Below are 22,670 nucleotides of genomic sequence, written 5' to 3'. Positions count from 1 at the left end.
GGCTCCTATATGATTCTCTAAGCTCAAGGAGCGAGATATGGCGTTTAATCTTCGCAACCGTAACTTTTTAAAACTACTCGACTTTACTCCAAAAGAGATCCAGTTCTTGCTTGATCTTTCTGCTGACTTAAAAAAAGCTAAATATGCAGGTACGGAACAAAAAAGGCTATCGGGTAAAAATATCGCTCTTATCTTTGAGAAAGCATCTACTCGTACGCGTTGCGCTTTTGAAGTGGCCGCTTTTGATCAAGGTGCACAGGTTTCTTATATTGGCCCGTCAGGCTCACAGATTGGCCAGAAAGAATCAATGAAAGACACCGCTCGCGTACTCGGCAGAATGTATGATGGCATCGAATATCGTGGTTTTGGCCAAGACATCGTAGAAGTACTTGGAGAACACGCAGGAGTACCTGTATGGAATGGCTTAACTGACGAATTCCACCCAACTCAGATCTTAGCTGATTTCCTCACCATGCTAGAGCACGGCCGTGGAAAGCTACTCCATCAAATGACTTTCGCTTACCTTGGTGATGCTCGCAACAATATGGGTAACTCACTACTGGTTGGCGCAGCAAAAATGGGCATGGACATTCGCCTTGTGGCCCCGCAAGAATTTTGGCCAGAGCAAGGGTTAATCGACCAGTGCCAAGCAATTGCCCAGTCAACGGGAGCCAAAATCACTTTAACTGAAAGCGTGGAAGAAGGGGTTAATGGCTGTGACTTCTTGTATACCGATGTTTGGGTTTCAATGGGCGAAGCACCAGAAGCTTGGGATGAACGTGTCGCCAAAATGAAGCCTTACCAAGTCAACATGGATGTAATTGAGAAAACACAGAACCCGAACGTGAAGTTCATGCACTGCCTCCCAGCATTTCATAACGATGAAACAGTTATAGGCAAACAAGTCGCTGAAAAATACGGCATGAATGGTTTGGAAGTCACTGACGAAGTATTTGAGTCTGATTACTCCATTGTATTTGATGAAGCAGAAAACCGTATGCACACCATCAAAGCAGTCATGGTCGCGACTCTCGGTCAGTAAACACGAAATGGCGTAATCAAAAGCTTGATGTAATCGCTTGCGATCACAAATCTTCAGCGTATAATTCTCGGCAATTTGTCTGAGAGTAGTGAAAATGACACCAATCAATGTTGCCAATACATTCAACGTTGCGAGTAAGCCTAAGCGCTTACTTAACGGTCTTTTCCGCTTTTCAGAACGTTTTTAGAGCCTCCCTTATTGGGGGGCTTTTTTATGGCTATTACTTAATTGTAGGGAAGAAGATCATGGCAAATTCGCTCTATCAAAAGCACATTATCTCAATTCCAGAGCTTTCTCGTGAAGAGCTTGAATTGATTGTTCAGACAGCAGGTCAATTAAAAGCTGAACCAAATCCTGAGCTGATTAAAAACAAAGTGATAGCGAGCTGTTTCTTCGAGCCTTCTACGCGTACTCGCTTATCTTTCGAAACCGCAATCCAACGCATTGGTGGCGATGTGATTGGTTTTGACAGCGGCGGTAATACCTCTTTAGCCAAAAAAGGGGAAACGCTTGCAGATTCTGTTCAGGTTATCTCTTCATACGTTGATGCCTATGTGATGCGTCACCCTCAAGAAGGCGCTGCGCGATTGGCGTCTGAGTTCTCTAACGGCGTACCAGTGATAAACGCAGGTGACGGTGCAAACCAACACCCAACGCAAACCCTGTTGGACTTATTTTCAATTGCTGAAACACAAGGTCGCCTAGATAACTTAAATGTAGCCTTCGTCGGTGACTTAAAGTATGGCCGTACGGTGCACTCTCTGACCCAAGCGTTGGCTAAATTTACCAACGTTCGCTTTTACTTCGTCGCTCCTGATGCACTCGCAATGCCAGACTACATCTGTGAAGAATTGGATGAAGCGGGTATCGAATACAGCTTACATACCGATATGGAAAGTGTGATTCCTGAGCTAGATATTCTCTACATGACACGAGTGCAAAAAGAACGTTTCGATGAATCTGAATACGCGCACATTAAATCAGCCTATATCTTAACAGCCGCACTACTTGAAGGCGCTCGTGAGAACCTAAAAGTTCTACACCCGCTACCGCGTGTTGATGAGATCACGACTGATGTAGACAAAACGCCACATGCTTATTACTTCGAGCAAGCCGAAAACGGCGTGTACGCGCGTGAAGCATTACTTGCTCTTGTGCTGAACGAAACCCTGTAATCAAGGAGATAAATCATGACTAAAGAAACTCAATTGCAAGTAGAAGCAATTAAAAACGGTACGGTTATCGATCATATCCCTGCAAACATTGGTATCAAGGTTTTGAAGCTTTTTGATATGCACAATTCCAACCAACGTGTCACGATCGGTTTAAACCTGCCTTCTTCTGCACTAGGTGGTAAAGATCTGCTCAAAATTGAGAACGTATTTGTAACTGAAGAGCAAGCCAACAAGCTGGCTTTGTATGCTCCACATGCGACCGTGAACCAAATCGAAGACTACGAAGTCGTTAAGAAACTGGCGTTAGAGCTGCCAGAAAAAATCAATGATGTATTTGAGTGCCCAAACACCAACTGCATTACTCATAATGAGCCAGTTGAAAGTAGCTTTAAGATCTTCGAAAAGAATGATGATGTACGACTCAAGTGCAAATACTGTGAAAAAGTATTCTCACGAGAGATCGTGACAGAAAGATAATCTAAAACGCATTATCAAAACTATGAAATACCTCGCCTGTGCGGGGTATTTTGCGCTTTACCTCACCCTATTTTCTAGGCACACTGAATCACGATTTTTATCTCACAAATGATGGAATAACCAATGACTAAAGTACTTCACACAGAATCAGCTCCAGCAGCAATCGGCCCATACGTACAAGGTGTTGACCTAGGAAATATGGTTCTGACTTCTGGTCAAATCCCAGTAAACCCAACAACAGGTGAAGTATCTGCAGATATCGCAGAACAAGCTCGCCAATCTCTTGAGAATGTACAAGCTGTTGTAGAAGCGTCTGGCCTAACAGTGAAAGACATCGTAAAACTAACCGTATTTGTTAAAGATCTAAACGACTTTGGTACTGTGAACGAAGTGTACGGCAAATTCTTCGACGAGCACGGTGTAGCTAACTACCCAGCGCGCTCTTGCGTTGAAGTAGCACGTCTGCCTAAAGATGTTGGTATCGAGATTGAAGCTATCGCTGTTCGCAAATAAGCGAATTCAAGATACAAAAAAGGTTGCCCAATTTGGCAACCTTTTTTATTTCCTAGAAGAAATATATCCAAGCAATAACAATTAGTTTGACGCGACTTTCTTCTGGTTTCGCATTTCAACTTCTTGGTCTAGAGACTCAAGCTTCTCTTTCATTTGCTCACGACAAGTATTCGCCAGCTCACGGATGTTAGACTTGTCGTAACCTTCAATACTCACTGGAGGTAGCATTTCAACAATCACATGTCCGTTATTCCAGCGGTTCAGCTTAATGCCGTCAGTAGAGCTACATACGATAGGAATAATTGGTAGTTCAGCACCTACTGCAGCATGGAAAGCACCTGTTTTAAATGGCAGTAAGCCACGACCACGTGAACGTGTCCCCTCTGGGAACATCCATACTGATACATCACTGCCTTTTAAGCTATTTACTACCTGATCGATCGTACCCACTGCTTTTGAACGGTTTGCACGATCAATTAAGATATTACCCGTCAACCAGTAAAGCTGACCAAACAACGGCATCCACGCTAGGCTTTTCTTACCAACAGTTACTACTTTAGGCGTCACAGCTGATGATACGGTGAATAAATCCCAGTTGTTTTGGTGGTTGGCAATATACACATGCTGGCCACGAGAGTACGCATCTTCAGGGATACGCAATTCTAATGTGATACCAAATACTTTAGACATACGGCCAAAGTAACGACCGAAAGTAAATACGTGCTTTGGGTTACGAGGGCTAAATAAGCAGTAACCACAGCCAAATACAAACATCACTACCGCAAATACTGCGAGTGCTAATACACGTAACAGTGCAATCATTTTTGTTCTCCACGAACAAGGCTAGGCTTACTAACCAAGTACAACTTATAAAAAAACCGAAACCTAAGTTTCGGTTTAGCTCTAACTATTTTCCAAACTGGCGGCTAGTTTACCCTGACTCGCGAAAACGCTCAATATTTGCGCCAAGAGCAGACAGTTTGTCTTCAATCTTATCGTAACCACGGTCGATATGATAAATACGGTCGACAATCGTTTCGCCTTGCGCAATACAACCCGCAATTACTAAGCTTGCTGAAGCACGTAGATCGGTAGCCATCACTTGCGCACCGCTCAGGTGCTCAGTTTCACCACAAATCGCTGTGTTACCTTCAATTTCCGCTTTTGCGCCCATACGTTGTAACTCAGGAATATGCATGAAACGGTTTTCAAAAATCGTTTCTGTAATCACACCGCTGCCTTTCGCCATCATATTCAGAAGCGTAAACTGCGCTTGCATATCAGTCGGGAAACCTGGATGAGGTGCGGTCACAATCTTAACCGCTTTCAGTTCGCGATCCGTCATGTCTAAGCTGATCCAGTTTTCACCGGTTTCAACTTTAGCACCCGCTTCTTCCAGCTTAGCTAATGCCGCTTCAAGAAGGTGAGCACTGGTATTACGACAAACCACTTTACCGCCAGATACCGCTGCTGCAACCAGGAAAGTGCCGGTTTCAATTCGGTCTGCAACTACAGAATGTTGACCACCACCAAGGCGTTCAACACCTTCGATAGTAATAGTATCAGTACCTGCACCAGAAATTTTAGCGCCTAGCTTATTTAAGAACTCAGCTGTATCGACAATTTCAGGTTCACGTGCTGCATTATCTAGTACAGTTTTACCTTCAGCTAATGTCGCAGCACACATGATGGTGATAGTAGCGCCAACGCTCACTTTATCCATCACGATATGAGCGCCTTTCAAGCGACCATCAACCGTTGCTTTTACGTAACCGTCTTCTAAAACGATTGTTGCACCAAGCTGCTCTAAACCGTGAATATGCAGATCCACAGGGCGAGCACCAATCGCACAACCACCAGGCAATGACACTTGGCCATGACCAAAACGAGCCACCAACGGGCCTAATGCCCAAATTGATGCACGCATGGTTTTTACTAAATCATACGGCGCGCAATATTCATTGATGCCGCTGCCATCCACATGCACGCTACCATTACGACTTACTTTAGCACCAAGGCGCTTCAGCAATTCCATCGTAGTATCGATATCACGCAAATGAGGAACATTACTTACTTCTACTGGTTCTTCAGCAAGGATTGAAGCAAATAAAATTGGAAGTGCAGCATTTTTTGCACCTGAAATCGTCACTTCACCTTTCAGTGGAGCATCCGATCCAATAACTCGAAACTTTTCCATTTTAAACCTTACAGAGACATCAGTTTCTTATCGCGTTCCCACTCTTCAGGCGTGAAAGCCTTAATCGAAAGAGCGTGGATATCGTTACGTTGAATGTACTCCATCAACGGACCGTAAATCAGTTGCTGTTTCTTAACGCGGTTCATACCGTCGAAACATGGATCTACTGCGATAACTTCATAGTGGCTGCCTTCGCCCTTCACGATAAGTTCTTGAAGGTTCAGTGCCTCTGCTAATAATTCTTGTACTTTTGTGCTGTCCACAAATTACCCCTGCCTAATCTTTTATGTGTTCTGCCATCAATGGCTGGATATTGCTCAATTGGAACAACGTTCGTAATTGTTCTGGCACGAAACTGAGCATTATATGACAGTTTTGATTTTTTGCATGCTCTATTAAGTGAATTAGCATCACCATTCCCGCTGAATCGATACGATTGACACTTTTTAAATCAATCTCAGCGCGAGATTGATTGATTTTTAAACGGGATAGTGACTTCCACAAACTAGGAACACAGTCCCTATCCAGGTCGCCGCTCAGCGAGAATTCGCTGTTACTTATCTGCTTCCACTGAGAATGACTCATTACTACTTACTCTCAAAGCGAATTGGTTGTTGCGCCAGTTTTTCCAGTTCTTCCGCTACTGACAAAATGCCCTGCTGACGAATTTTACTGTTCCACTCAGACTGTTTACTCGACAATAAACTAATGCCTTCCGCTACCATATCAAAAGCTTTCCATTCCCCGGTTTTCTTATTCTTGCGAAGCTTGAATTCCAGTTTGATGTTTGGTCGAGGCGAGTCAACGATATCCACTTTAACGCTAGCAATGCGACTATCAGGTTTGATGACTGGCTCTGGCCCAAACTCGATCGTTTGGTTAGTATATTGAGTTAACACTTGAGCGTAAGACGTTACTAAGTAGCTTCTAAATGCATCAATAAACACACCTACATCTGCTCTGTCTGCCCCTTTTAAATTAGGACCTAACAACTTCAATGCGGCATATTTGGCATTGATATATGGCATCAATTCTTCTTCAACAATCACCTTTAATAACTCAGGGTCTTGCTGAATGTTCGCTTGTTCACTCTTCAAACGTTCAAACGACACTTCCGCCACTTGCCTCATCATTTGGTACGGTTGAGTGCTATCAACTTTTTGAGCCAACACTTGCGATGAAAAAAGAAATGCCATCGCGATTACAAATAGTTTTTTCATTGTTGCCTCTATTCTGTTTTCTCGTCAGAGCCGCCAACGCTGTAAAGCACTTGGCCGATTAAGTCTTCAAGTACCAAAGCCGACTTGGTGTCTTCAATAAAGTCCCCATCTACCAGCATCTCTTCGTCTTCGAAGATGAAGCCCGGCACTAAACTAATATACTGTTCGCCAATCAAACCCGAGGTTAATATCTGAGCGCTAGAAGTATCTGGGAACTGCGAATATTGACCGTCAATCGACAGCGATACCACAGGCAGATAACTTTCTGGATCCAGTTCGATACTATTAACTCGCCCAACCACTACTCCACCAACTTTGACTGGAGAACGTACTTTCAAGCTACCAATATTGTCGAACGTTGCTTTCAGAGTATAAGTATTGTTCGAGCCCAGGCCTTTTACGTCAGCAACTTGAAAAATCATTACCAAGATTGCGCAAATTCCAGCAAGTACAAAGCTGCCGACCCATAATTCTAATTTTCGTGTTTGCTGCATGATTAATTCCCAAACATCAATGCGGTAAGTACAAAGTCTAGCCCCAATACAGCTAGAGAAGAGTGCACAACGGTACGTGTTGTTGCGCGGCTAATACCTTCCGAGGTTGGTATTGCATCGTAACCATTAAATAAAGCAATCCAAGTGACCGTAATTGCAAACGCCATACACTTGATCATGCTGTTGCCAATATCACGTCCTAACTCGACTGAGGACTGCATCGCTGACCAAAAGCTTCCGTGGTCGATACCTTTCCAGTCAACTCCAACTAATTGCCCGCCCCAAATGCCGACAGCCATGAAGATCATTGCGAGTAAAGGCATCGAGATCAGTCCGGCCCATAAACGAGGAGCTATGACTCTTTTCAAAGGGTCGACCGCCATCATTTCTAAGCTCGATAGTTGCTCAGTGGCCTTCATTAAACCAATTTCAGCCGTTAAGGCGGAACCGGCTCGGCCTGCAAATAGTAATGCTGTCACCACAGGGCCCAGCTCGCGTAACAACGACAACGCCACCATCTGACCTAGGCTGCCTTCAGCGCCATAATCAATCAAAATTACGTAGCCCTGCAAGCTCAACACCATGCCGATAAACAAACCAGACACAATGATGATTGCTAAAGACTGAACGCCAACGCTGTACAACTGCTTAACGAGAAGCGGAAAATTTTTCAGCCTAGGTAGACTCGCCAGCGCGCCAAACAACATTAAGCTTGCCCGGCCAAAAGCTTCACAAATAGACAGCGCTCGCCGACCAAAACCTGCGATAGAATTTAATATCATACTAAAATAAATCCCTTTCTATACTTTGCGCAGGAAAACGAAATGGAACAGGTCCATCGGCTTCTCCTTGCAAAAACTGCTGAACTCGCGGGTCTGAGTTTGCGCGTAACTCTTCAGGAGATCCACTGGCGATAATTTTGCCATCAGCCAATAAATACACCCAATCAGCAATACTCATGACTTCTGGTACATCATGAGAAACCACGATAGACGTCAGGCCTAGTGCTTGGTTCAAGTTTCGAATAAGTTCAACCAGTACGCCCATGGTGATTGGGTCCTGACCGACAAATGGCTCATCATACATAATGAGTTCAGGGTCCAGCGCTATTGCTCTAGCTAACGCCGCACGTCTAGCCATACCACCGGAGAGTTCACTTGGCATCAACTGCGCTGCACCGCGTAGCCCCACCGCTTCAAGCTTCAATAACACAATAGTCCGGATCAACTCTTCACTGAGTTCAGTATGCTCCCTCAATGGAAACGCTACATTGTCGAATACATTTAGATCTGTGAATAAAGCGCCTGATTGAAACAGCATGCTCATTTTTTTACGAGCACGATAAAGCTTACGTCGAGATAAAGATGGGATATTTTCACCATCGAACCAAATCTCCCCAGACTCAGGAAGGATTTGACCGCCAATGAGGCGTAACAATGTCGTTTTACCAATCCCTGATGGCCCCATAATTGCGGTAATTTTACCTTTAGGGACTTGTAAGGTGACATTATCAAAAATGGGTCTGTTCCCTCGTGAAAAGCTGAGGTTATTCACCTTCACGAGTTCAGTAGTAGGCATAATTTAGCTTTAATCCTTGCTCTGAAAGCACTAATGATAGCCGTTATCATAAGCACTATAGTACGGAATTAAAAGCACTGTTCGATTTATGGAAGGAAAACCATAAGCGCATCAAATAATACGGAAAGTGTCGGGTAAATTGCTGTATTTCACGCTTTCTTTACAGTTAACTAAGAATTAATTGAAACAGTGGCTTCCCTTTTATCCAGCAACACGTCAAAATTAGCGGTTAATTGTCTCTTTTTATATTTTTTTTAGGAATCATCATGCTTGAAGCCGTTGCGTTTCTTATTGTAGGTCTCGTATTTTTAGTTTGGAGTGCTGATAAACTGGTTTTCGGCGCGGCAGCACTTGCTCGTAATGTCGGTATTTCTCCACTAGTGATCGGTATGACTATCCTTGCAATGGGATCATCCGCTCCGGAAATGATGGTTTCTGCGACCGCTGCATTAGATGGTAAAACGGATACTGCAGTAGGTAATGTTCTGGGCTCTAACATCGCGAACATTGCATTAATCCTTGGTATTACCGCACTGATTAAGCCGCTTTCTATTAGCTCTGGCGTTATTCGCCGTGAACTCCCATTGATGATTGGTGTCACCTTACTAGCAGGTGCGTTACTTTGGGATAGCCACTTAGGTTTTTACGAAGGTGTATTACTGTTTGTTCTTTTTGGTGTTTTCTTATTTACGATGCTGCAAATTAGCCGCAAAGAAAAAAACAAAGGCGATGCATTTTTAGAAGAGCAAGAATCAGAAATCCCTGAAGGCGTGAGCAATGCTAAAGCAGCAATGTGGGTGGTAATCGGTCTTATCATTTTACCATTAGCCGCCGATATGCTTGTCGACAATGCAGTTGTCATAGCTAAATACTTCGGCATGAGTGACCTTGTGATCGGCCTAACCATTATTGCTATCGGTACTAGCCTTCCAGAACTAGCTGCTTCATTAGCGGGCGTAATGAAGGGTGAAGATGATATGGCAGTAGGTAACATTATCGGCTCAAACGTCTTTAACATTCTTGCCGTTATGGGGATCCCAGGCATCCTTAACCCATCGATTCTAAGTGAGTTTGCGATGGGTCGTGATTTTTGGGTAATGCTTGGCGTATCTCTACTATTAGTTGTGATGGCGCTTGGTAAATCTCGCAGTGTCAATCGTATCGAAGGTGGCATTCTCATGGTGAGCTTCTTTGCTTACCAAGCCTACTTATTCATGAATATGGCCGCATAACAAACCATAGATTTAGTTAGAGTGCAGTGTATTAACTCTGGAGTATTAGATGTCTCAATCATTTGATTATCGTAGTGTTGCCAAGCAAGTATTAGATACTGAAATCGCAGGATTAGCTCAGTTAGACCAATATTTTAACGACGATTTTTGCCAAGCTTGTGACCGTATCCTTAACAACAAAGGCAAGGTTGTTGTGATGGGTATGGGTAAGTCAGGCCATATTGGTAATAAAATTGCCGCGACACTAGCCAGCACAGGGACATCTGCTTTCTTTGTTCACCCGGGTGAAGCCGCTCACGGTGACTTAGGTATGATAGAGCCAGGGGATATCGTAATTGCGATATCAAACTCTGGAGAATCATCGGAAATACTCAGTTTATTTCCAGTACTCAAACGCCTTAATATTTGCATCATCAGTATGACCGGCAAGCCACAATCGAACATGGCGAAGCTTGCTGATTTACACTTGCAAATCACCATTCCTAAAGAGGCATGCCCGCTAGCCTTAGCCCCTACGACTAGCACAACAGCCACCTTAGTCATGGGTGACGCATTAGCTATGGCGTTATTGCAAGCAAGAGGATTTACCGCTGAAGATTTTGCGTTATCCCACCCAGGTGGTGCATTAGGTCGTAAATTGTTACTCAAACTAGAAGACATCATGCATACAGGCAGTGCATTGCCTATCGTTCATCCAAATGCACTTGTCCGAGATGCGCTTCTAGAAATCTCTCAAAAAGGTTTAGGCATGACCGCGGTTGTCGATGATAACAACCAAATGCTTGGCATCTTCACTGATGGCGATTTACGTCGAATCTTAGATAAACGAATTGATATCCACTCTACCCCAATAGGTGAAGTGATGACCGTTAGCCCAACCGTGGCAGAGCCAAACATGCTCGCTGTCGAAGGGCTAAACTTAATGCAGGCAAAAAGTATCAACGGCTTAATGCTATGCGAAAACGGCACTCTTGTTGGTGCTTTGAATATGCATGACCTACTAAAAGCTGGAGTAATGTAATGTCACAACTCGTTCAAACATTATATGGCGAAGTAGACCAAAATATTTTAGATATAGCGAAAGACATTAAGCTGTTAATTTGTGATGTCGATGGCGTCTTCTCTGATGGCCGAATTTACATGGGCAATAATGGCGAAGAACTTAAAACTTTTCATACGCGAGATGGCTACGGCGTAAAGTCACTGATGAATGCTGGCATTGAAATTGCCATCATTACAGGCCGAAAATCCCAAATTGTTGAAAATCGCATGACCGCTTTAGGTGTATCACTCATCTACCAAGGCCAAGATGACAAAGTGAAGGCGTATTACGACATCTGCGAAAAGCTCAACATCGCACCCGAGCACACTGGTTACATTGGGGATGACCTAATAGACTGGCCAGTGATGGAAAAGGTGGCTCTGAAAGTTTGTGTGGCCGATGGACACCCTTTGCTTGCCCAACGTGCTAACTACATCACCACGATTAAAGGCGGCCATGGTGCTGTTCGTGAAGTTTGCGACTTGATCCTCGAAGCACGTAATGAACTTGATAGTCATAAAGGCCTAAGTATATGAGTTTGTCTCGTATCCTTTATTTGATACTAATTTTTATCTGCACTTGGTCGGCGTATTACCTGTACGACAAAGAAAGCAGCCACACCGTTCAAGTAGCACCTAACTTAGAGCTACCAATGTTCAGTGGAAAAAAGCTCGATAATATTACCTATAATCCAGATGGTATTCGCAGTCACCAAATCGAATCGACTCACTTAGATCACTACGCGAAAAGTGGCGATACTATTTTTGAGAACCCTATTCTATCGGTATTTCGAGATGGGCATACGATTGAGTGGCAAGTCACAGCTCGCCGCGCAGTGATGAGCGAAGATCAAGAGCTTACCCTATACGACAATGTAGTAGTCAAAAACCTACTGCCCGATGCAAGTTTTGACACGATGACGACGGATAAATTTATTATTGAACTCGTTAGCCGTGATTTCCGGTCTGATACTCCAGTACATATGATCGGTCCCCAATTTGAAACAGAGGGGCAAGCTATGAAAGGCAATTTTGATAGCAATACCGCAACCCTCTTTAATAATGTTCAAGGTAGATATGAAACTCTTACACCTTAGCTTACTGGCTTTCGCGTTTGCCGCTCCAAACGCCCTAGCGCTGTCTTCAGATACTGAGCAGCCTGTTTACATCGATTCAGACACCCAGCAACTTGATATGAAAAGCAGTCAAGTGACTTTTGTTGGTGATGTACAGCTAAAACAAGGCAGCATCAATATCGATGCCGACAAGATCATTGTTTCACAAGATGCTAAGACCAGTGAAATCCAATCAATTAGAGCCTTTGGAAAACCAGCTACGTTTTCTCAGCTGACTGATGACGGAAAAACATTGAATGGCCAAGCGAACGAACTTAACTATGAACTCGTCACTGATAAGCTAATCATGACCAATGATGCAATGCTCTCTCAAGATGGCAGCACCATTCGCGGTTCAAAGATCACTTATCAAATCACGTCACAGAAGCTAGTCGCTGATAGTAATGAAAACGAACGTGTTTCTACCGTCTTACAACCAGCTCAAGCGAATAAATAACTATGGCAGTATTGAAAGCGCAGAACCTAGCGAAAACCTATAGCAAACGGAAAGTAGTAACTGACGTAAGTCTGCAGGTGGAATCAGGACAAATTGTCGGTCTACTTGGGCCAAACGGAGCGGGTAAAACCACGTCTTTTTACATGATTGTCGGCCTCGTCGCACGCGATGAAGGCACCATCAGCATTGACGATAAAGACATCAGCATTCTGCCAATGCACAACCGTTCACGCTTAGGTATCGGCTACTTACCGCAAGAAGCATCCATATTCCGTAAGCTATCGGTTGAAGACAACATCATGGCGGTTCTGCAAACGCGTGAAGAACTGACTAATGAACAACGCCAAGATAAGTTGGAAGATCTTCTAGAAGAGTTTCATATTCAACATATTCGACACAGCGCTGGTATGGCGCTATCTGGTGGTGAGCGCCGTCGTGTTGAAATTGCCCGTGCGTTAGCTGCTAACCCACAGTTCATCCTACTCGACGAACCATTCGCAGGCGTGGACCCAATCTCGGTTATCGATATCAAAAAAATCATCGAACACCTACGTGATAGAGGCTTAGGCGTACTGATCACCGATCATAACGTACGTGAAACCTTAGATGTGTGTGAGAAAGCTTATATCGTAAGCCAAGGCCATCTGATTGCTGAAGGAACACCTGAAGACGTTCTCAATAACGAACAAGTAAAACAAGTTTATCTAGGTGAACAATTCCGTCTATGATTAGATAGAGAGCATCGCTAAGTCTAAAAATAATAATAAGGTAAGTAATACTGAATGAAACCCTCATTACAACTTAAGCTAGGTCAACAGTTAGCAATGACGCCTCAGTTACAGCAAGCGATCCGCTTGTTGCAACTGTCGACATTGGATTTACAGCAAGAAATTCAAGAAGCTCTCGAATCTAACCCACTACTTGACGTAGAAGAAGGGGAAGAAACACCTGCAATAGACGAAAAGCAAAGTAATGAGGAAAAAGAAGCCTCAGCAGAAGTGACTTCAGAAGCTTCAACAGAGGCCGACCTACCAGACAGTTCTGACCTCATTGAAAAGTCAGAAATCAGCAACGACCTTGAAATCGATACCACTTGGGAAGATGTCTACAGCGCCAATACAGGCAGTACAGGTATTGCTGTCGATGACGACATGCCCGTCTACCAAGGTGAAACTACGCAAAGTCTTCAAGACTACTTATTATGGCAACTCGATTTAACTCCGTTTAGCGAAACCGACCGTACAATCGCTTTTGCCATCATTGATGCCATTGACGATTACGGTTACCTCACCACCTCCGTTGAAGATATCTTAGAAAGCTTTGATAACGAAGAGATTGAGTTAGACGAAGTTGAAGCCGTGCGTAAGCGTGTCCAGCAATTCGACCCGTTAGGCGTTGCATCAAACAACCTACAAGATTGCCTATTACTGCAACTTGCTACTTTCCCGGAAGACACGCCTTGGTTAAATGAAGCAAAACTCGTGCTGTCTAATCATATTGATCAACTGGGTAATCGTGACTACAAACTGGTCATCAAAGAAACCAAGTTGAAAGAAGCAGAACTGCGAGAAGTACTGCAGCTCATACAGCAACTCGACCCTCGTCCAGGAAGTAAAATCACTCCAGATGAGACCGAGTATGTAGTGCCTGACGTTTCCGTATTCAAAGACCGTGGCAAATGGCTTGTCACTATCAACCCAGATAGCGTGCCTAAATTAAAAGTTAACCAGCAGTACGCTCAGTTAGGTAAAGGCAACAGTGCTGATAGCCAGTACATTCGCTCGAATTTGCAAGAAGCAAAGTGGTTAATAAAAAGCCTAGAAAGTCGAAACGAGACGCTGCTCAAAGTTGCAAGATGTATAGTTGAACATCAGCACGATTTCTTCGAACATGGCGAAGAAGCAATGAAACCTATGGTGCTAAACGATGTAGCACTGGATGTAGACATGCATGAATCCACAATTTCTCGTGTTACAACACAGAAATTTATGCACACCCCTCGTGGGATATTTGAACTGAAATACTTCTTCTCTAGTCACGTCAACACCGACAATGGCGGAGAGTGTTCATCAACAGCAATACGTGCACTGATTAAAAAGTTGGTAGCGGCGGAAAATATCGCCAAACCACTGAGTGATAGCAAAATTGCTGCCTTACTGGCTGACCAAGGAATTCAGGTTGCTAGACGGACAATAGCGAAATACCGTGAATCTCTGGGCATTGCCCCATCGAGTCAGCGTAAACGCCTGCTATAAGCTAGTTTAGTTATAGATATCAGACAACTAACTGAAAAGGAACGTCTATGCAAATCAATATTCAAGGCCATCACGTTGATCTTACCGATTCAATGCAAGACTATGTTCACTCAAAATTTGAAAAGCTAGAGCGCTTTTTCGACCATATTAATAACGTTCAAGTGGTATTGCGCGTAGAGAAAATTCATCAAATCGCAGAAGCCACGCTTCATGTAAACCAAGGCGATATCCACGCTACGGCAGACGATGAAAATATGTATGCAGCAATCGATGCACTCGTCGATAAACTTGTCCGTCAACTCAATAAGCACAAAGAAAAGCTAAGTAGTCACTAACATGCAATTAAGCGAAGTACTTTCATTGGACTGCACTAAAAGTGCAGTCCAATGCACAAGCAAAAAAAGAGCCCTAGAACTGATCAGCCAGATTGTCGCTGAGAATACGGGGCAAGACTCTACCGAGCTATTCGAATGTATGCTCAGCCGCGAAAAAATGGGCAGTACTGGGATTGGTAACGGCATCGCCATTCCTCACGCTCGTATGCATTCAAGCGATAAAGCCATTGCTGTGCTACTCCAATGCCAAGATCCAATCGAATTCGACTCTATCGATAATCGCCCTGTTGACCTACTGTTTGCTCTTCTGGTACCAAGTGAACAATGTAAAGAGCATCTTAAAACCCTTTCTTGTATGGCAGAGCGACTTAACGATAAGAAAACGCTAAAACAGCTACGCGGGGCTCAATCCGATCAAGAGCTGTACGACATCATGACCACGGCCTAAACTTTACACATGAATAAAATGCGATTAATCGTTGTCAGCGGCCAATCTGGAGCTGGAAAAAGTGTGGCACTTCGAGTGCTAGAAGATTTAGGTTATTACTGTGTTGATAATTTGCCAGTTAACCTATTAGGCGACTTCGTCTCTTCAATTAAAGATAGCAACCAAAACGTTGCCGTCAGCATTGATATTCGCAACCTACCTAAAGAGCCAACGTTGGTATCTGATGCTTTAGATAAACTCAAAGCGTCAAACAATATTGACGTCGATGTCCTATTCCTCGATGCCAACAAAGAAACATTATTAAAACGCTACAGTGAAACGAGACGTATCCACCCTCTATCACTCAGCGCCGAGAAGCTTTCCTTAGACCAAGCGATAGAGCTAGAGAAAACGCTGCTTTCTCCTCTGATTGAGCAAGCTAATCTAATCTTAGACAGCAGCAATCAAACACTTTACGAACTCAGTGAAATGGTGCGGCTGAAAATTGAAGGCCGTGAGAAACAAGAATTAATCATGGTGTTCCAATCATTTGGATTTAAATACGGCCTACCTAACGACGCCGATTACGTCTTTGATGTACGCTTCTTACCCAACCCTCACTGGGAACCCGATTTACGCCCACTCACCGGCTTAGATGCGCCAATCCATTCATATTTGGAACAGCACCAAGAAGTGATTGAGCTAAAACACCAAATCCAAAGCTTTGTTGAGCAGTGGCTGCCAATGCTAGAAAAGAACAACCGCAGCTATCTAACCGTTGCTATTGGTTGTACTGGCGGCAAGCATCGTTCTGTGTACTTAACGCAAAAAATTGGTGAGTACTTTGCTGAATCTGGCCACCAAGTTCAAATTCGACACGCATCATTGGAAAAGAATAAATAGGAAATATTGTGGAACTAAGCAGAACCGTTTTGATTCAGAATAAGCTTGGTCTGCATGCTCGTGCGGCCGTCAAACTTGTTGAACTGGCCCAAAGCTATCAAGCCACCATCACCATTCTCAGTGAAGAAGATAAATGTGCAACCGCAGATAGCGTGATGGGGCTACTGATGCTTGAATCCGCTCAAGGGCAGCACATTACTATTCAAGCGAATGGTTCAGATGCAGGGGAGGCGCTTGAAGCCGTCTGTCATCTCATTGAAGACAAGTTTGATGAAGGCGAATAACCCACCAACCTCTCCTCCTTTGGTACAACCAGCCAACTAAATCTGCTTCCCCCACAAGTTATTATTAAATAAGGCCTAGAATTAAGTTACTATTCAAAGCATTGTGAGAATAACGAGGTAGGGGGAAACATGGCAGAGCAATTAGAATTCGACCAAGCTCACCAAACCCTCCAAGAAGTCAGCGAAGCCTTAGAAAATGGCCGCTTTGTTCATGTACGCCGCCAACTTCAGGACATGGAACCTGAAGATATCGCGCACCTGCTTGAAGCCTCCCCACGAAAAAGTCGTGAAGTGCTTTGGCAACTCACCGATCCCGAAGATTACGGTGAAATCCTTGATGAGTTAAACGAAGACGTAAAAGATGCTTTGGTGTCCAAAATGGCACCAGAGACTCTAGCAGAAGCAACAGAAGGCATGGAAACCGATGATGTTGCCTACGTACTTCGAAGCTTACCTGATGACGTTTCGCGTGAAGTCTTATCTCAAATGGACTCCGCTGATCGTGCTTTAGTAGAAACCGCGCTTTCGTACCCAGAAGATTCCGCCGGTGCACTGATGAACACCGATGTTGTGACCATTCGTGGTGACGTCGACATCGATGTCGTTCTTCGCTATATGCGAATGCGTGGCGAACTGCCTGAAGCTACAGATGCGCTTTATGTCATTGATGAAGATAACCGTCTTATTGGTAATCTCTCCATTACGGCGTTGATCACCACTCAACCTGATGTCCCAGTGTCAGAAGTGATGGAAAACGCAGACGAAGCTATCGCCGTTGAAACCAGTGCTTCAGACATTGCTAGCCTATTTGAAAGGCGTAACTGGGTCTCTGCTCCTGTTGTTGATGAAAACCAACATCTGGTCGGCCGTATTACCATCGATGACGTGGTAGATGTGATCCGTGAAGATGCCGAACACTCAATGATGAGTATGGCGGGTATGGACGACGATGAAGACACCTTCGCTCCGGTCGTAAAATCAGCGCGCCGTCGTAGTGTGTGGCTCGGTGCTAACGTGCTCGCGGCACTTGCAGCAGCATCAGTATCCAACATGTTCGAAGCGACCTTAGATCAAATGGCTGCGATCGCGGTACTTATGACGATTGTTCCTTCGATGGGTGGGGTTGCCGGAAACCAAACTGTTGCATTGGTGATTCGTGGTTTGGCTCTTGGTCATATCGGTGACAGTAACAAACGCGAACTTCTACTCAAAGAAGCCGCGATTGGCTTCCTTAACGGGATTCTTTGGGCATGCATCATTGGCGGTATTGTGGTGGCGTGGAAAGGAAACTGGATTTTAGGTGGGATCATCTCAGCAGCAATGATGACTAACTTAATTGTTGCAGGTATAGCAGGTGTAACCATCCCTGTAATGCTTAAGAAAATGAATATCGACCCAGCCCTCGCAGGCGGTATGGCGCTTACCACAGTGACCGATGTAATTGGCTTATCCGTATTCCTTGGACTAGCCACCATCTTGATCTAACTATCAAACAGATAAACAAAAAGGGCTTGATGATTATCAAGCCCTTTTCTTTTATTTGAAGACTAGTTCAGTTACTCGCCCGCAACCTTCATTGACTCAAGTAAAATAGAACCCGTTTGGATTTGAGAGCGCGTTTCCACATCATTACCTACAGCAACAATCTGGTTGAACATATCTTTTAGGTTACCTGCAATCGTTACTTCAGACACTGGAAATTGGATTTCACCATTTTCGACCCAGAAGCCCGCAGCACCGCGTGAATAGTCGCCAGTTACTGTATTAACACCCTGCCCCATCACTTCCGTGACTAGGAAGCCAGTACCTAACTCTTTAAGCATTTGTTCGTGGTTTTGACCGGTAGATTTAACAAACCAGTTATGAATACCACCAGCATGGCCTGTTGGCGTCATATCCATCTTGCGAGCTGCGTAGCTAGTTAACAAGTAAGTAGCCAATACGCCATCAGTGATAATTTCGCGGTCTTGGGTGAATACGCCTTCACTATCGAACGGGCTAGAAGCCAAACCACGTAACACATGCGGGCGCTCTGAAATGTTGAACCATTCAGGAAGGATTTGCTTGCCTAAGTGGTCCAATAGGAACGAAGATTTTCGGTAAAGGTTTCCACCGCTAATCGCCATCACTAGGTGACCCATTAAGCCTGTCGCTACATCGGCGGCAAACATAATTGGATACTGCCCCGTCGCTAACTTACGAGCATCTAAACGACTTACCGTTTTTTCCGCCGCTTCTTGGCCAACTTTCTCTGGAGTCCACAAGTCGTCGCGGTGACGCGCTAATGTGTAGCTATAGTCACGTTCCATTTCACCGTTTTTGCCTTCACCAATCACACAACAACTGGTGCTGTGACGGCTAGAAGCATAGCTAGCTAGCAAACCGTGGCTGTTACCGTACACTTTCAAACCATAGTGACTGTCGTAGCTCGCGCCATCACTTTGCTTGATTTTATCGCTGTATGATAATGCTTGTCTCTCAGCTGCAATGGCTATTTCTGCGGCTGCATCAGGGTTTGGTTCATCAGGGTGAAAAAGGTCTAAATCGGGGATATCCTGAACCATCAGTTCTTTTGGCGCTGGACCCGCATATTTATCTTCAGAGGTATACTGAGCAATATCCAAAGCGGCAGCCACAGTTTGGGCAATCGCTTTTTCGCTTAAATCAGATGTAGATGCGCTACCCTTTTTCTGACCACGGTAAACCGTAATACCAAGTGCACCATCACTATTAAATTCAACGTTTTCCACTTCACACATGCGAGTAGAAACGCTCAAGCCGGTAGACTTTGTAATTGCCACTTCTGCAGCGTCTGCACCAACCGCGGCAATGTCTAATGCTTTCGCAACGGCTGCTTCTAGCTCAACACGTTGCTGAGCGACTTGCTGTTTCACATCCATATCTAATCTAATTTTTAATATCAATATTACGTAGGATAACAAGAATTTCGCATTCTCCCCACGATTCTTGCTAAAATAGCCATATATTCGTATGAGATAGTGATATAGGCAGAAAAGATGGCCCGCAAAAATCAGAAAGCCCCTTGGGAACCTGAAGAAGAAATCATTTGGGTAAGCCGTACCGAAATGAAAGAAGACATGGAAGCACTTCAAGTATTAGGTGAAGAATTAGTAACATTAAAGCCTTCTGTGTTGGAAAAGTTTCCACTGTCAGAAGAGCTAGCTGAAGCAATCAAAGACGCGCAACGTTTTAAAAATGAAGCGAAGCGTCGTCAGCTGCAATACATCGGTAAGCTAATGCGTAATATCGATCCAGAGCCAATCCAAGCCGCTCTCGATAAAGTACGTAACAAGCACTCTCAAGCAACGGCTGAGCTGCACAAACTAGAACAAATGCGTGATCGTATTATCTCTGAAGGTGATACCGCGATTTCAGAGGTAGTTGAAGCTCACCCAAGTGTAGATCGCCAGCGCTTACGCCAACTTGCTCGCCAAGCGAACAAAGAGAAAAAGGCAAACAAGCCAGCAAAAGCTTTCCGTGAGATCTTCCAACTTCTGAAAGAACTTAACGAAGACGCTTAATCTCGCGTATCAATAAAAAAGACCTAGCACATTCGCTAGGTCTTTTTGTATCTGCATCTATCGCTTTCATACAGCACTATTCGCCAGCGCGTACAAACCCACTCAAAATAGGCTCGTTGTGATCACTGGTTAGCCCTTGAATGCCTTCAGCAACTAAGACTTTACCTTGGGCAACAAAAGCGAACTTGTTCGCAATGCTTCTAGCATCGCCAATATGATGGGTCACCATTAAGACGGTAATATTTCGTTCAGCCGCTAACTGCTTCACTAAGGCGAGCATCTCTTCTCTGAGCAGCGGATCTAACGCCGAGAAAGGCTCATCGAGTAACCAAATATCATGAGGCTGTACAAAGCACCGTGCCAACGCCACACGTTGTCTCTGCCCGCCAGAGAGCTGTTCAGGTAACCGGTCTAAATAATCTTCCACGCCAACCTGCGTTGCAGCATCTACTACCCGCAGCTTTTGCTCTTGATTAAGCTTCAAGCCAGGGTGTAAGCCCAGACCAATGTTTTCACGTACAGTTAAATGCGCAAACAGGTTATGCTCTTGGAATAACATCGCCAATGGGCGTTGATGCGCTTCTAGTCCTACTAATTGGGTACCATCAGCCGTAATCGAGCCTTGGGTCGGTTCAATAAATCCCGCCACCAGCGCTAATAAGGTCGACTTACCCGCGCCGCTCGGCCCCATAACAGCGACAATATCGCCTTGCTGAGCTTCAAAATCGAAAGTGAATAGCTCTTGCTGATAATGGTAATGAACATTGCTCATAGTTAACATGATGGCTTCCTTGGTTTCGAGGTCAGTAAGCGTTCAATCACAGTAAAACTGCCCACACTTAGCAGCAGCAGACTCACAGAAACAACCGCAGCAGCTTCCATTTGATAACTACCTAACAGCTGGAAAAGATAAAGCGGTAGCGTTCTAAACTCTTGGCTGCCAAACAAAGCAATCGCACTCAAATCGCCTATCGACAACATAAAACTAATAGAAAAAGCTTGAGCAATCGGCTTACGCAATGCGCGCCACTCAACCAATTTAAATCGATTAAACCCTGTCATACCTAAGCTAGGGCATAGATACTGATACTGCTGAGCAAGGTGTAATAACGGCTGGGCTAAGGTCTTAATAACATAAGGTAATGCCATTAAACTATTCACGGCCACAACCACAAAAAACGCTAAGCTGAATACATCAGTAATACTGCGAAGTAAAAGAAACAACCCGGTACTTATCACCAAGCCTGGTGTCACCAATATGATGGTTCCGATCAATTCAATCTTGTCTGCTTTGAAGTTCTGATGCTTTAAGCGCCATGCACGACTGGTCATCAAAATAGCAATTCCTGCACACACCGCGATTAAGCTGGCTAACACCGCGACCTTAAACGACGCAGCGAGCGCTTGCCAAAAAGCTTCACTGGAAAGCACTTGCAACGCTTGGCCATTCACCCCACTCATCAACACCATCAACAGCGGAGGCAAAACAAGGAATGAGACACCTATGATCCAAAAGCTGTCCCACGCTTTCGACCAAAGGCTGTCTTTAACCAAAAATTTATCTTGTGATAGTTGGCAGGATGCCACGGAAAGTGGCTTCGATAGCTTTTGGATACTGATAGCCAAAATGCCACACAGCAGCATTTGCCAAATCCCCAATAACGCCCCAGCCTGTAAATCAAAATCGAATTTGATCGCCTGGTAGATAGCCAGTTCGATTGTGGTCGATTTAGGTCCGCCCCCCAATGCCATCACAGCGGCAAAGCTGGTAAAACACAACATAAACACCAAACCACACACGTGAGGCAATTGCTGACGAACTCGCGGCCACTCTATCCACTTAAATTTATTCCAGTGGCTCATGCCTAAATGCGCGCATAACTTATGTTGTTCCGCTGGTACGGTATCCAAAGCTTGCAACAATAAGCGGCTGGCATAAGGCAGATTAAAAAATACGTGAGCCAGCAAAATACCATTCAAGCCATAGATAGAGAAAGGCAGCTTTGTGTCAATCAGGGCAAGGCCTTTAGCCAACCAACCACTGTTGCCATAAATAGCTAATAAGCCAAATACACCAACCAGCACGGGCAAAACCAATGTAGAAGCAAACAATTTCAACAACAGACTTCGCCCAAAAAACTGACGACGAGACAAAGCATGAGCCACTGGGATCGCTAACCCAACACTGAGTAATGTTGAAAGAAACGCTTGATAGAAACTGAACTTGGTGACGTGCCAATAGTAAGGATCTGACCATACTTGGCTGATATCAAGAGAAGGGGCATTGCTAAGCAATGCCCCGACGGAGGAAACAACAAAAGTGGCAATCAGTATCGCAACACCGATGCCCACTTTAGGAATCTTATTCTGCATAGAAAACCAA

At 44.5% G+C, this 22,670-nt stretch carries 28 protein-coding genes; 17 read left to right on the top strand and 11 right to left on the bottom strand.

Annotated features, from left to right (window positions below):
- The first annotated feature begins 37 nt into the window (after window positions 1–37).
- The 4 genes from argF to ELZ11_RS17450 all read left to right on the top strand — a co-directional run bounded on the left by argF (window position 38) and on the right by ELZ11_RS17450 (window position 3,207).
- A complete protein-coding gene (argF, locus tag ELZ11_RS17465) occupies window positions 38–1,042 on the top strand; it encodes an ornithine carbamoyltransferase (RefSeq protein ID WP_137358677.1) in 1,005 nt (334 codons plus the stop codon).
- 245 nt (window positions 1,043–1,287) lie between these two features.
- Complete coding sequence (gene pyrB / locus ELZ11_RS17460) at window positions 1,288–2,217, top strand: aspartate carbamoyltransferase (RefSeq protein WP_137358676.1); 930 nt, start codon at window positions 1,288–1,290, stop codon at window positions 2,215–2,217.
- A 15-nt stretch (window positions 2,218–2,232) separates the two neighbouring features.
- Window positions 2,233–2,694: an aspartate carbamoyltransferase regulatory subunit gene (gene pyrI, locus ELZ11_RS17455; protein ID WP_137358675.1), complete on the top strand. Its 462-nt coding sequence runs from the start codon at window positions 2,233–2,235 to the stop codon at window positions 2,692–2,694.
- A 123-nt stretch (window positions 2,695–2,817) separates the two neighbouring features.
- Window positions 2,818–3,207: a RidA family protein gene (locus ELZ11_RS17450; RefSeq protein ID WP_137358674.1), complete on the top strand. Its 390-nt coding sequence runs from the start codon at window positions 2,818–2,820 to the stop codon at window positions 3,205–3,207.
- Window positions 3,208–3,288: 81 nt separating this feature from the next.
- Here the strand turns inward: ELZ11_RS17450 and ELZ11_RS17445 are convergent, their stop codons facing one another.
- The 8 genes from ELZ11_RS17445 to mlaF form a co-directional block, all read right to left on the bottom strand.
- Window positions 3,289–4,029, bottom strand: a complete 741-nt coding sequence (locus ELZ11_RS17445; protein ID WP_137358673.1) for a 1-acylglycerol-3-phosphate O-acyltransferase — start codon at window positions 4,027–4,029, stop codon at window positions 3,289–3,291.
- A gap of 109 nt (window positions 4,030–4,138) precedes the next feature.
- Window positions 4,139–5,404, bottom strand: a complete 1,266-nt coding sequence (gene murA, locus ELZ11_RS17440; RefSeq protein ID WP_137358672.1) for a UDP-N-acetylglucosamine 1-carboxyvinyltransferase — start codon at window positions 5,402–5,404, stop codon at window positions 4,139–4,141.
- An 8-nt stretch (window positions 5,405–5,412) separates the two neighbouring features.
- Window positions 5,413–5,667 (bottom strand): BolA family iron metabolism protein IbaG, encoded by a 255-nt coding sequence (ibaG, locus tag ELZ11_RS17435; protein ID WP_137358671.1) that lies wholly within the window; start codon window positions 5,665–5,667, stop codon window positions 5,413–5,415.
- 13 nt (window positions 5,668–5,680) lie between these two features.
- Entirely contained in the window at window positions 5,681–5,989 is a 309-nt protein-coding gene (locus tag ELZ11_RS17430; RefSeq protein WP_137358670.1) for an STAS domain-containing protein, read from the bottom strand.
- Window positions 5,990–5,991: 2 nt separating this feature from the next.
- The gene (gene mlaC / locus ELZ11_RS17425) at window positions 5,992–6,624 is read right to left on the bottom strand and encodes a phospholipid-binding protein MlaC (protein ID WP_137358669.1); all 633 of its coding nucleotides are present in this window, start codon (window positions 6,622–6,624) and stop codon (window positions 5,992–5,994) included.
- An 8-nt stretch (window positions 6,625–6,632) separates the two neighbouring features.
- On the bottom strand, window positions 6,633–7,118 hold the full coding sequence (gene mlaD, locus ELZ11_RS17420; protein ID WP_137358668.1) for an outer membrane lipid asymmetry maintenance protein MlaD: 486 nt from the start codon (window positions 7,116–7,118) through the stop codon (window positions 6,633–6,635).
- 2 nt (window positions 7,119–7,120) lie between these two features.
- The gene (gene mlaE / locus ELZ11_RS17415) at window positions 7,121–7,900 is read right to left on the bottom strand and encodes a lipid asymmetry maintenance ABC transporter permease subunit MlaE (protein ID WP_137358667.1); all 780 of its coding nucleotides are present in this window, start codon (window positions 7,898–7,900) and stop codon (window positions 7,121–7,123) included.
- Window position 7,901: 1 nt separating this feature from the next.
- Entirely contained in the window at window positions 7,902–8,696 is a 795-nt protein-coding gene (gene mlaF, locus ELZ11_RS17410; protein ID WP_137358666.1) for a phospholipid ABC transporter ATP-binding protein MlaF, read from the bottom strand.
- A 266-nt stretch (window positions 8,697–8,962) separates the two neighbouring features.
- Between mlaF and ELZ11_RS17400 the strand changes: the two genes are divergently transcribed.
- The 12 genes from ELZ11_RS17400 to mgtE all read left to right on the top strand — a co-directional run bounded on the left by ELZ11_RS17400 (window position 8,963) and on the right by mgtE (window position 18,230).
- Window positions 8,963–9,928 carry a calcium/sodium antiporter gene (locus tag ELZ11_RS17400; RefSeq protein ID WP_137358665.1) on the top strand — a complete coding sequence of 322 codons (966 nt, stop codon included), beginning with the start codon at window positions 8,963–8,965 and terminating at the stop codon, window positions 9,926–9,928.
- 49 nt (window positions 9,929–9,977) lie between these two features.
- Complete coding sequence (gene kdsD / locus ELZ11_RS17395; RefSeq protein WP_137358664.1) at window positions 9,978–10,949, top strand: arabinose-5-phosphate isomerase KdsD; 972 nt, start codon at window positions 9,978–9,980, stop codon at window positions 10,947–10,949.
- Window positions 10,949–11,506 carry a 3-deoxy-manno-octulosonate-8-phosphatase KdsC gene (kdsC, locus tag ELZ11_RS17390; protein ID WP_137358663.1) on the top strand — a complete coding sequence of 186 codons (558 nt, stop codon included), beginning with the start codon at window positions 10,949–10,951 and terminating at the stop codon, window positions 11,504–11,506. The genes kdsD and kdsC overlap by 1 nt, the downstream gene beginning before the upstream one ends.
- Complete coding sequence (lptC, locus tag ELZ11_RS17385; RefSeq protein WP_137358662.1) at window positions 11,503–12,066, top strand: LPS export ABC transporter periplasmic protein LptC; 564 nt, start codon at window positions 11,503–11,505, stop codon at window positions 12,064–12,066. The genes kdsC and lptC overlap by 4 nt, the downstream gene beginning before the upstream one ends.
- The gene (gene lptA, locus ELZ11_RS17380) at window positions 12,047–12,541 is read left to right on the top strand and encodes a lipopolysaccharide transport periplasmic protein LptA (protein WP_137358661.1); all 495 of its coding nucleotides are present in this window, start codon (window positions 12,047–12,049) and stop codon (window positions 12,539–12,541) included. Before lptC ends, lptA begins: the two co-directional genes overlap by 20 nt.
- A gap of 2 nt (window positions 12,542–12,543) precedes the next feature.
- Window positions 12,544–13,269, top strand: a complete 726-nt coding sequence (gene lptB / locus ELZ11_RS17375) for an LPS export ABC transporter ATP-binding protein (protein ID WP_137358660.1) — start codon at window positions 12,544–12,546, stop codon at window positions 13,267–13,269.
- 54 nt (window positions 13,270–13,323) lie between these two features.
- A complete protein-coding gene (locus ELZ11_RS17370) occupies window positions 13,324–14,796 on the top strand; it encodes an RNA polymerase factor sigma-54 (protein WP_137358659.1) in 1,473 nt (490 codons plus the stop codon).
- A gap of 47 nt (window positions 14,797–14,843) precedes the next feature.
- Entirely contained in the window at window positions 14,844–15,131 is a 288-nt protein-coding gene (hpf, locus tag ELZ11_RS17365; protein ID WP_137358658.1) for a ribosome hibernation promoting factor, read from the top strand.
- A 1-nt stretch (window position 15,132) separates the two neighbouring features.
- Window positions 15,133–15,579 carry a PTS IIA-like nitrogen regulatory protein PtsN gene (gene ptsN, locus ELZ11_RS17360; RefSeq protein ID WP_137358657.1) on the top strand — a complete coding sequence of 149 codons (447 nt, stop codon included), beginning with the start codon at window positions 15,133–15,135 and terminating at the stop codon, window positions 15,577–15,579.
- An 18-nt stretch (window positions 15,580–15,597) separates the two neighbouring features.
- Window positions 15,598–16,461, top strand: a complete 864-nt coding sequence (rapZ, locus tag ELZ11_RS17355; RefSeq protein ID WP_137358656.1) for an RNase adapter RapZ — start codon at window positions 15,598–15,600, stop codon at window positions 16,459–16,461.
- Window positions 16,462–16,469: 8 nt separating this feature from the next.
- Window positions 16,470–16,745, top strand: a complete 276-nt coding sequence (locus ELZ11_RS17350) for an HPr family phosphocarrier protein (protein ID WP_137358655.1) — start codon at window positions 16,470–16,472, stop codon at window positions 16,743–16,745.
- Between the two features lie 129 nt (window positions 16,746–16,874).
- Window positions 16,875–18,230 (top strand): magnesium transporter, encoded by a 1,356-nt coding sequence (gene mgtE / locus ELZ11_RS17345; RefSeq protein WP_137358654.1) that lies wholly within the window; start codon window positions 16,875–16,877, stop codon window positions 18,228–18,230.
- A 71-nt stretch (window positions 18,231–18,301) separates the two neighbouring features.
- Here mgtE and pmbA read toward each other — a convergent pair whose 3' ends face one another.
- Window positions 18,302–19,645 carry a metalloprotease PmbA gene (gene pmbA, locus ELZ11_RS17340; protein WP_137358653.1) on the bottom strand — a complete coding sequence of 448 codons (1,344 nt, stop codon included), beginning with the start codon at window positions 19,643–19,645 and terminating at the stop codon, window positions 18,302–18,304.
- Window positions 19,646–19,762: 117 nt separating this feature from the next.
- Here pmbA and yjgA point away from each other — a divergent pair, with 117 nt between their 5' ends.
- Window positions 19,763–20,287 carry a ribosome biogenesis factor YjgA gene (yjgA, locus tag ELZ11_RS17335; protein WP_137358652.1) on the top strand — a complete coding sequence of 175 codons (525 nt, stop codon included), beginning with the start codon at window positions 19,763–19,765 and terminating at the stop codon, window positions 20,285–20,287.
- Window positions 20,288–20,363: 76 nt separating this feature from the next.
- Here yjgA and thiQ read toward each other — a convergent pair whose 3' ends face one another.
- The gene (gene thiQ, locus ELZ11_RS17330) at window positions 20,364–21,068 is read right to left on the bottom strand and encodes a thiamine ABC transporter ATP-binding protein (RefSeq protein WP_137358651.1); all 705 of its coding nucleotides are present in this window, start codon (window positions 21,066–21,068) and stop codon (window positions 20,364–20,366) included.
- Entirely contained in the window at window positions 21,062–22,660 is a 1,599-nt protein-coding gene (thiP, locus tag ELZ11_RS17325; protein WP_137358650.1) for a thiamine/thiamine pyrophosphate ABC transporter permease ThiP, read from the bottom strand. Before thiP ends, thiQ begins: the two co-directional genes overlap by 7 nt.
- Window positions 22,661–22,670: the final 10 nt, after the last annotated feature.

Origin of the sequence: Vibrio profundi, assembly GCF_005281835.1 — a bacterium.
Classification (GTDB): Bacteria; Pseudomonadota; Gammaproteobacteria; order Enterobacterales; family Vibrionaceae; genus Vibrio; species Vibrio profundi.
This window is presented reverse-complemented; position numbering and strand designations above follow the sequence as displayed.

Bases quoted from the DNA above. Each gene is read 5' to 3' on its own strand.
- hpf (WP_137358658.1), top strand. From the start codon at position 14,844: ATGCAAATCAATATTCAAGGCCATCACGTTGATCTTACCGATTCAATG.
- mgtE (WP_137358654.1), top strand. From the start codon at position 16,875: ATGGCAGAGCAATTAGAATTCGACCAAGCTCACCAAACCCTCCAAGAA.
- argF (WP_137358677.1), top strand. From the start codon at position 38: ATGGCGTTTAATCTTCGCAACCGTAACTTTTTAAAACTACTCGACTTT.
- ptsN (WP_137358657.1), top strand. From the start codon at position 15,133: ATGCAATTAAGCGAAGTACTTTCATTGGACTGCACTAAAAGTGCAGTC.
- mlaC (WP_137358669.1), bottom strand. From the start codon at position 6,624: ATGAAAAAACTATTTGTAATCGCGATGGCATTTCTTTTTTCATCGCAA.
- mlaE (WP_137358667.1), bottom strand. From the start codon at position 7,900: ATGATATTAAATTCTATCGCAGGTTTTGGTCGGCGAGCGCTGTCTATT.
- rapZ (WP_137358656.1), top strand. From the start codon at position 15,598: ATGCGATTAATCGTTGTCAGCGGCCAATCTGGAGCTGGAAAAAGTGTG.
- yjgA (WP_137358652.1), top strand. From the start codon at position 19,763: ATGGCCCGCAAAAATCAGAAAGCCCCTTGGGAACCTGAAGAAGAAATC.
- pyrB (WP_137358676.1), top strand. From the start codon at position 1,288: ATGGCAAATTCGCTCTATCAAAAGCACATTATCTCAATTCCAGAGCTT.
- pyrI (WP_137358675.1), top strand. From the start codon at position 2,233: ATGACTAAAGAAACTCAATTGCAAGTAGAAGCAATTAAAAACGGTACG.
- pmbA (WP_137358653.1), bottom strand. From the start codon at position 19,645: ATGGATGTGAAACAGCAAGTCGCTCAGCAACGTGTTGAGCTAGAAGCA.
- lptC (WP_137358662.1), top strand. From the start codon at position 11,503: ATGAGTTTGTCTCGTATCCTTTATTTGATACTAATTTTTATCTGCACT.
- ELZ11_RS17400 (WP_137358665.1), top strand. From the start codon at position 8,963: ATGCTTGAAGCCGTTGCGTTTCTTATTGTAGGTCTCGTATTTTTAGTT.
- kdsD (WP_137358664.1), top strand. From the start codon at position 9,978: ATGTCTCAATCATTTGATTATCGTAGTGTTGCCAAGCAAGTATTAGAT.
- kdsC (WP_137358663.1), top strand. From the start codon at position 10,949: ATGTCACAACTCGTTCAAACATTATATGGCGAAGTAGACCAAAATATT.
- mlaF (WP_137358666.1), bottom strand. From the start codon at position 8,696: ATGCCTACTACTGAACTCGTGAAGGTGAATAACCTCAGCTTTTCACGA.
- lptB (WP_137358660.1), top strand. From the start codon at position 12,544: ATGGCAGTATTGAAAGCGCAGAACCTAGCGAAAACCTATAGCAAACGG.
- ELZ11_RS17370 (WP_137358659.1), top strand. From the start codon at position 13,324: ATGAAACCCTCATTACAACTTAAGCTAGGTCAACAGTTAGCAATGACG.
- ELZ11_RS17430 (WP_137358670.1), bottom strand. From the start codon at position 5,989: ATGAGTCATTCTCAGTGGAAGCAGATAAGTAACAGCGAATTCTCGCTG.
- ELZ11_RS17450 (WP_137358674.1), top strand. From the start codon at position 2,818: ATGACTAAAGTACTTCACACAGAATCAGCTCCAGCAGCAATCGGCCCA.
- murA (WP_137358672.1), bottom strand. From the start codon at position 5,404: ATGGAAAAGTTTCGAGTTATTGGATCGGATGCTCCACTGAAAGGTGAA.
- thiP (WP_137358650.1), bottom strand. From the start codon at position 22,660: ATGCAGAATAAGATTCCTAAAGTGGGCATCGGTGTTGCGATACTGATT.
- mlaD (WP_137358668.1), bottom strand. From the start codon at position 7,118: ATGCAGCAAACACGAAAATTAGAATTATGGGTCGGCAGCTTTGTACTT.
- thiQ (WP_137358651.1), bottom strand. From the start codon at position 21,068: ATGTTAACTATGAGCAATGTTCATTACCATTATCAGCAAGAGCTATTC.
- lptA (WP_137358661.1), top strand. From the start codon at position 12,047: ATGAAACTCTTACACCTTAGCTTACTGGCTTTCGCGTTTGCCGCTCCA.
- ELZ11_RS17445 (WP_137358673.1), bottom strand. From the start codon at position 4,029: ATGATTGCACTGTTACGTGTATTAGCACTCGCAGTATTTGCGGTAGTG.